General features: G+C 39.0%; 5 protein-coding genes. 1 reads left to right on the forward strand and 4 read right to left on the reverse strand.

All coding sequences use genetic code 11. The annotated features are described in order from the left end of the window. Window positions 1–229 precede the first annotated feature (229 nt). From V7K56_RS29765 to V7K56_RS29775, 3 genes are all read right to left on the reverse strand, one after another. Window positions 230–916 carry a DUF6875 domain-containing protein gene (locus V7K56_RS29765; RefSeq protein WP_334916488.1) on the reverse strand — a complete coding sequence of 229 codons (687 nt, stop codon included), beginning with the start codon at window positions 914–916 and terminating at the stop codon, window positions 230–232. 1,344 nt (window positions 917–2,260) lie between these two features. Further along, window positions 2,261–3,922, reverse strand: coding sequence for an alpha/beta hydrolase (locus tag V7K56_RS29770; protein ID WP_334916490.1), 1,662 nt, complete (start codon window positions 3,920–3,922; stop codon window positions 2,261–2,263). A 327-nt stretch (window positions 3,923–4,249) separates the two neighbouring features. Beyond that, entirely contained in the window at window positions 4,250–4,426 is a 177-nt protein-coding gene (locus tag V7K56_RS29775; protein WP_334916492.1) for a hypothetical protein, read from the reverse strand. A 39-nt stretch (window positions 4,427–4,465) separates the two neighbouring features. Here V7K56_RS29775 and V7K56_RS29780 point away from each other — a divergent pair, with 39 nt between their 5' ends. After that, window positions 4,466–4,918 carry a hypothetical protein gene (locus V7K56_RS29780; RefSeq protein ID WP_334916494.1) on the forward strand — a complete coding sequence of 151 codons (453 nt, stop codon included), beginning with the start codon at window positions 4,466–4,468 and terminating at the stop codon, window positions 4,916–4,918. Window positions 4,919–4,926: 8 nt separating this feature from the next. Here the strand turns inward: V7K56_RS29780 and V7K56_RS29785 are convergent, their stop codons facing one another. Further along, window positions 4,927–5,982: a M28 family peptidase gene (locus tag V7K56_RS29785; protein ID WP_334916496.1), complete on the reverse strand. Its 1,056-nt coding sequence runs from the start codon at window positions 5,980–5,982 to the stop codon at window positions 4,927–4,929. Between the last annotated feature and the right edge of the window lie 785 nt (window positions 5,983–6,767).

Consider the following 6,767-nt stretch of genomic DNA (forward strand, 5'->3'; position numbering starts at 1 on the left):
TATTCATAAAAATGTGTGCAATTATTGCAAATTGATAATTAGCGATCGCTGCTACTGAAATCCGATAAATTTCATTATGACGACGATTTGATACTATCTGCACTAAGCGATTACAACTAGTAGTAAATTCGTAATTTTTATCCCACTCATTTCAAGGTGCAGAGAACTGGAAAAACTTTTAATAATCAATATCCTCTGCTCAATTACTAGCCATGAATTCAAACATTTGTTATATGCAAGAACTCACCAAATTTCCTTGTTTAATTTGTTCTTTTGCTAAAGCCAATGCTTGACGAGCAATTTTAAACTTTGTTTCATCTGTAAATTTACAATCAAAATGCTTTAAGTAAGCTTCCAAATACCGAATACGTAAGTGGGGATCGGTAGGATTTTGAAGAAAGGGGAGGTCAGCTTCAACCATGAACCGGATAGCTAATAAGGGGATAGGACTACGAAGTGGGCGAAAATTTGGATTGTGCAGACCAGGACTTTCATTCCGTTTATGAAATTCTCCTATCATTAATCCTGACTCAACAAACAAAGGTTTAAGTTTTTGCTGAACACTATCTATTACTTTCGGAGCATCTTCTATATGAATGTCAGGAAAGATAAGTAAAAAAGCTTTATTAATTGCTATTTTTCGCTCTTCAACATCTATTTGCAGAAATATATCTCGATAGCCTCCAACAACCTCTTCTAATTGTTCTGGATATAAATCTTTTGTGTGAATAACTGCTAGACGAATACTGTTTGATTTGAGAGAGTAAGGTACAAAAGGGCAAACTACGCCGGGTCTACCCAAGTCAGGATGAGACCTTCCTAAAAAGTTTTTTATCCACTCCATAATTTCAATTAAGGAAGGAAGGTCTTCGTGTTCTTGGAGTTGTTCGATTTCACGAGTTGTATAGAGTTGCATAAGTTTGAGTTAAATGGAATAATTGTTTAATTTTGAATCCAAAATTATTTTTCTAATACACATATAGGTAAAACTAATTATTTAAGTAAACAAAACAATCCTTTAGTTATTTATTTTTGGTTAATTTGTGGCTTGTAGGAGATAACAACGATCTATCATTTTTTTGTAAGCTTAAAATAATTTACGTTAATACATACACAATAGTATTTCGGATAAAATAACTTGTTTTCATTTGTTTTAAAATTAGTTTGTAATATATTAGCTACAGGACTAATATTTAAATCTTGAAACACATATAAGGCGTGCTACACTCTGCTAACACACCCTACAATGATTGACAAGTTTTTTCAAAAACAATTTACGATTTCAATATAATACGTATGTATTATCATGATTCGGCATCTGCTCCTAGTTGTTTACACTCTTAAGCTTCTATTATTTTTATGAATACATTATAAATTTTATGTCTAAATAGTTATTTTTACTGTAAAAATTTGGTATAGATTTAACAGCAACTTTGAGGCTGATATCAAGGTAATAAACTTTTATCCAATAAAAAGTTTACACAGAATTGGTATAAGGCCAATTTATAAGCTGTATATTACTTACAGCGGATTGTAAGTTAATAAAGTACACTCTCTCCAATACTTAGGGACTTCCAGAAATTAAATTATTCAATGAAAGTAAGCGAAGATGATCGTTAGATTCTTGCTCCCCTACTTCAAGAGCGCAAGAACAGCTTCCCCTGCTCACCAAAGCGATGGGTATTTTTTTAGTTGGAAGTCTCTTAGGTGGATGCCTTATAGGGCGGGTGGAGTAGTTACTCCACTTAGATGAAAAGTACTGTATTTTCGATTGTTTGATCCTCAACGTGAGGTATAGCCGTAGTCACATAGGTTAGGACAGTGTTGATCGCTCAAAGCCTTGACAAAACTGGATTTTACTCAGACCGGAGCTTCGGAGTCTCCGGCTCCGCTCAGCACGGGCTAAACGCCCCCCTGATGCTAACAGCACTTTGCTATATTTGCAGCGAATATTGCTAGTTTAAGCTTTATTTAGTCTAAAAAAATCGTTGGCGAAGGCAAAATGAGCGGCGACTTCTACCGTTTTCCGTATCCCCGCTCTTAAGTAAGCTACTCACAAAATTAAATATTTTAGGACTTACGCACTATACAAATTAACCATAAAATGCATTATGTAAAATTTATATTTCCGGTGCTGACTGCAACCATGATTTTGTCGCATATTTACTATTTTGGGTGTTAGACATGGCTCAAAAGCCCAAATTTAGTATAGTCAATACGTATGATACGTAAGCCCTATATTTATTTAATTGGAAGTCCCTTATTTATCAACAAATTCTTTCACCACTGCCATAGCATCAGGAGGAATCTGCGTAATTAGGCGAAATGGAAATGCCGCAGTTGAAGCAAACTGAGCATAATCTGGTGTTAGAAAGATAGCATAGTTTTTAGCTTCTGGAGTCATCTGTGCAGCAAAGGCCAAAGCTATAGCTTTAACATACTTGCGAACATCTGCTGCTTGTTCACCGACAACTTCACCGCCACTAATCGGTGTATTTGGTTGTCCGATCTGATCTAATGTGGTACTGGGGTCTTTTACACTTAGATGAGTACCCCCAATTATACCAACTAGCGATTTTGGGGATGGGATTTTTTCAAATCCTACAATCTGTTCAGTTAAAGCTGGGGTAGTTTTATCGGCGGAACCTGCTAACACTATGGTGGGAACTTGTATCTTTGTTAACCCAGTTTCGCCAAAAATTAGAGAAGTTGTCGGATTGAGAGCGATCGCCTGTTTGATTCTGGTATCTCGTAGTTGATAGCTATTTTCTGGTAATTCTTGAGCGATACACTGCAAATTTTCTCCCAAACTCAAGATACTCAAGTTCTTTTTACAGCGTTGTTTGAGATGTTCTAGTTGTAACTCGGCTCCAGCAAGTGCTAAAGCTGTACCACCACCAAAAGAATAGCCAACAACCATCGCGTTCGTGGTTGCAAGTTTCCCTTGTAGGGGATGATTAGCCGTTTGGTTGAGCTTTTCTAATTCGTCGAGGACAAAACTAATATCTTGAGGACGATACAAAAACTCCTGAGGCTTCATGACTCTGGTTTTGCCTTGTAATGTTAAGTTAACATTTGCCTGATTACTACCGGGATGTTCTAAAGCTGCTACTACATAACCGTGGGATGCTAAATGTTCTGCTAGGTAACGCAAGTCTGTGCGGACTGACCCGAAGCCGTGAGAAAAGACAATAAGGGGTTTGTCGAGAGTTGCAGCAGTTGACCAGTAAATATCAACTGGAATTTTGCGGTCGCGCTTTTGATCGTTTAAGCTTAAATTGAGTATTTTTACTTGGGCGCTTCCTGGTTGGCTGGGATCAGAAGGGAAAGCAATCTGCGGTGTTCCTGGCTGTGCTGTTATCGGGTTGAGTTGGGGAGCGATCGCTAACATAAATTGCTGGGTGCGCCAAAAAGATGTATTTAAGTTTTTTGCAACAACCCAAGCCTTTGGCAAATTAATTTCTAAGCGTTTACTGGGATAAGCAGCAATAAAACTTAGTATAGAAAGACCTTGTGGTGTAGTAGAACCTAATACCAATCCGGCTCTCAGTGCTTGTACTCCAGCTTTATCCTTCCGGGCTAAGGCTGTAGCAAAATCATTGAGAATAGTTGTACCAATCTGAGTATTAATTAACTTATCAAGTGTGACAACATTCATGGGTATATTCATGCCCAGTGCTCCCAAGAAGAAGCGGCGTTGTTCTTGGGATAATCCTTTAGTGTAAGACTGTAAACTCCCAGGCAATTCCCCAGTTTTTACAGCCTTTTGCAACTCAGCAAGGGAGATGGATTCTGTAAATAAACCCAAACGCACAACAATCGTGTCAGCAGCAATGGCCGAAGTATTAGCCCCGAACTGTGAAAGTGCAATGGCGCTAAATAAACTCGCAACTGTCTTAAGACTTCTCCAACTTTTTCCCATAAACTTTTATACCAATTCTTACTTACGGGAATATAACGGATATTTGTGTATTTGACTACCCCATTAATTGCTTAGAAATAAAAGTAAATTTTTTCTTAACTTGATAGCGATATCTACGACGGGCTATGACGCTCCTGCGGACGCTCGAGTACTCGCTACCGCTACGCTATTGATGACGCTGCAATCTCCTCAAAGCATCTACTAATGCAAACACAGCCATATTACAAGCATAACAAAAGCAACGAATTGTAGAATTCATCATAGCTAAAAATTTGAGCATAAATCAGTGTTAACAGCCACAAAAGCTTAATGGTTTCTCAGCTAGGTTTAATACTGTAACGGAGCTACTAAAACAAGGTAAGCGATCGCATCTACAATCTGCAATTTTTTTTGACAATAAAATTTAACTGACTGCTTAATGTTTTGTCTTTGCCCTTTAAAACGTTTTGCAGATGTGTTGCAGGTGAATAGTCTGACTGCTGTAGCTGCACTATCATTACTCATCAAATTTTATCAGCCGCATCAACAACTTTTCTTAGCTTTATGCGTTGCAGACTCCCATATATCTTAATTTTGCTGCTTTCCCTAAGTATTATTACGCTATGGTGGCCTGTGAATGATTCTGATTGCAATTTCAAGGCTTTTTTTGCATCAAAAACTCCAAAATTCCAAGTACACGCTACTAAGGTTATTGTTCAGCCGTGGCGCGGTCGTCACCATGTATATGGAATCTTTATAATTCCTGATAAATACAAACAAGCTCCATTTTTTGTGTTAACAGTCCAAGGTGCTGGCAGTTACTGTTCAAAACAATTTGGTTATAAACAAAACTTTGATGATATCTTTGCTCAACCAGGAACTTATCTGGTAAAGAAGGCTATTAGAACTCGAAAAACTCTCCGGCTGATTCTCCAAGGTTTGTATTCTCAAGTCAATAATAAAAATAATTGGACGTTGACTTTCCCTAACCCAAAAGCTAGTCAAGATAATTCATAATTCATAAGTTAGCTTGGTGCTTGAGTTTCCAAAACCTGGTTTTTCTCTAACAAAGCACTAGTAGTATTAACTACAATTTGTGCTGCTCCTGTGAAGAACGATCGCTCGATAGTCGCTGGCACATCGCTAGGTTTATGATAGTGCGGAGTACGTAAATTTGCGGTATCTGTCACCAGCACAGCGCCTACACCCTGGTACCAAAACGGGGCATGGTCGCTGCGTAGGGTGTCTGGTGTCAGTAAACCTTTAAAAGGAATTGGTAGTGTTAGGACTGCTGGCAGATTTGCTTGCTGTTTATTCAGAGCAATTGAGGGGATGTTGTGTGAATTTTGAAAGGCATTCAGCAAAGGCAAATGTTCTGTATCACCAACTACTGCCAAAAAGTCGCCCTTGTCGCTAGGTGGTGTAACAGGCAATCCGGCAGGGTATTTCTGACAGCCAGTAGTGTAACAAGCGTAACCTACCATATCCATAATGATCGCTCCGCCTAAATTTTGCAAGTGTGCTGTCTTACTCACAAAAGCTTGACTACCCAAAAGTCCTGCTTCCTCTCGATCAAAAAAAGCTAGCTGTAATGTCCGTGGCGTAGGACGGGAACCGAGCAATCGGGCTATTTCCAGCACTACGGCTATACCACTGGCGTTATCATCGGCACCAGGGGATAAGGCAACAGTATCGTAATGCGCTGCTACGAGAATTGCTTTAGCTGCTTTGTTAGTTCCTGGGCGTTCGGCAAAAATATTTACACCGTCAAAGAACTTTTCTAATTTAGGTTTCCAGCCTAATTTTTTCAGTTCAGTTGTAATATAAGTGCGAGTAAGCGATCGCTCTTTTGTGGTGTAGCGCTGAAAATTTAACTTTTGGATATGGGTTAGCAGCTTGTCAGGAGACACTTGCAAGGTAATGTCAACTTCCTTTGACTCTAGCTGTGCTTCGGGTGTTTTTACTGGAATGCTCTTAACAATTGTCAGTGAGGGATGCTGTTCAAAAAACGTACTACCTCTGCTACCCACAACAGTAACTGCCATCAGCACCAACAGCATCAGCCAAATCCATTTTCTCATCTGATTTATCCTTGGCTTCCTGACTTAGGGTAGCGCAAATTCCCAAGCATCACTTTCCAGGATCGCTAGGAAGGGTTTCAATAGACCTCTTGCAAAAATCCTTGAATCACCCCTCCCCAACCCTCCCCTTGTAAACTATGCATTATAAAGGGGGAAATAAAAAATCTTGTTCCCTCCCCTTGGAAACTATGCATTAGTCACATCTTTCTTAATAATCTTGAAACCCTGGTTTGATAAGCATCTTGGATACTGATGTCTTAGGTATCCTTGACAAATGTACCCTTATTATTATCGCTAAAATTACGTTTTTATTGAGAATTAACGACGAAATCATAAGGGTTAGAAAAAACATGAGTGAATACTCTCACAAATGTTGAGAAAGATCCGGGTAATGGATAGCCTTGGAAAGAGGAGGGTTAGGGTGGGGTAAAACTGACGCAAAAAACCAGGTGAGTAAGCTATTTCAGACTTGTGTATACACCGTAGCTTTTATAACTGGGGTTTAGACTAGTTTTCGGTGCGAAACTAAATTTCCAAAAAATAAGGATACGGATTTAAGATGTTTCCAGGAACTAAAACCAAGGTTTTTAGGCTTTATAGAACCCATTTGACATCTTAGGAAGGGACTGCAAGCCTTTTAATCATTAACCTGATGAAGCAGAGGTTGAGTTTGGCAGTGGCACCAGCGATGGTTGGTTCAAAGTTCTTAACCAGAATTTGACAACGCTCCATCCAAGCATTGGAGCGTTCGATCACCCATCTGGCTATTGCCGGAACAAATCCAG

It is taken from the genome of Nostoc sp. (genome assembly GCF_036917535.1).
GTDB lineage: Bacteria > Cyanobacteriota > Cyanobacteriia > Cyanobacteriales > Nostocaceae > Nostoc.

Coding starts and splice junctions, on each gene's coding strand:
- V7K56_RS29765 (WP_334916488.1), bottom strand. CDS start 916: ATGCAACTCTATACAACTCGTGAAATCGAACAACTCCAAGAACACGAA.
- V7K56_RS29770 (WP_334916490.1), bottom strand. CDS start 3,922: ATGGGAAAAAGTTGGAGAAGTCTTAAGACAGTTGCGAGTTTATTTAGC.
- V7K56_RS29775 (WP_334916492.1), bottom strand. CDS start 4,426: ATGAGTAATGATAGTGCAGCTACAGCAGTCAGACTATTCACCTGCAAC.
- V7K56_RS29780 (WP_334916494.1), top strand. CDS start 4,466: ATGCGTTGCAGACTCCCATATATCTTAATTTTGCTGCTTTCCCTAAGT.
- V7K56_RS29785 (WP_334916496.1), bottom strand. CDS start 5,982: ATGAGAAAATGGATTTGGCTGATGCTGTTGGTGCTGATGGCAGTTACT.